General features: G+C 56.0%; 1 tRNA gene and 1 pseudogene. One reads left to right on the forward strand and one right to left on the reverse strand.

The features are described from left to right. The first annotated feature begins 17 nt into the window (after positions 1-17). Positions 18-94 (forward strand) — tRNA-Met (locus tag HG250_RS01375). Positions 95-477: 383 nt separating this feature from the next. On the opposite strand, the pseudogene HG250_RS01380 reads toward HG250_RS01375, so the two are convergent. Next, positions 478-605: pseudogene (locus HG250_RS01380) on the reverse strand (IS5 family transposase); the annotation flags it as partial.

The following is a 605-nucleotide window of genomic DNA, read 5'->3' on the forward strand; positions in this document are numbered from 1 at the left end:
ATAGCTGCCATCGGTACCGCGGGGTGGAGCAGTCCGGTAGCTCGTCAGGCTCATAACCTGAAGGTCGTTGGTTCAAATCCAACCCCCGCAACCAATCCCCAGCACCACAATTATAGCTCCCCTAGGCCCACACCAGTCGGGCTGTGTGTGTAAGGCCCGTACATACGTCGCCTGATCTTCCAACAGAATCGCATCGGCTCCATGGCTGCGGGCAGAAACAGTTTGTCTGCTCGGTGCTGGCGAACTCAATGGGACCAGCGGACACGGTTGGCAATTATCATCGATGGCGGCCCCTACGCTAATGACCCATTGCAGCCGTTATGGAGCGCCCCTACCGTGACTGCCATGCTATCACACACATCAGCAAACTCAGGTGAAGCACGAGCGCCTTGGTGGAAGATTGGCGGAGCGTCTGTTGCTGGCATTGGTGCTGGCGGCGTGCTGTACCTTGCTTTCTTGTGGGCTGTAACATTTCTGTTAGGTTTCGTGGACAAAGGGTATCCAGAGTTTGATTGAAGCGAGGGCGACGAAGCCAAGGTAGGATTCTTTGGTTTTGTCGTAGCGAGTGGCGACCCGGCGCCAGTTCTTCAGCTTGTTGAACAGCC

Origin of the sequence: Pseudopontixanthobacter vadosimaris, from assembly GCF_012979275.1 — a bacterium.
GTDB lineage: Bacteria > Pseudomonadota > Alphaproteobacteria > Sphingomonadales > Sphingomonadaceae > Pseudopontixanthobacter > Pseudopontixanthobacter vadosimaris.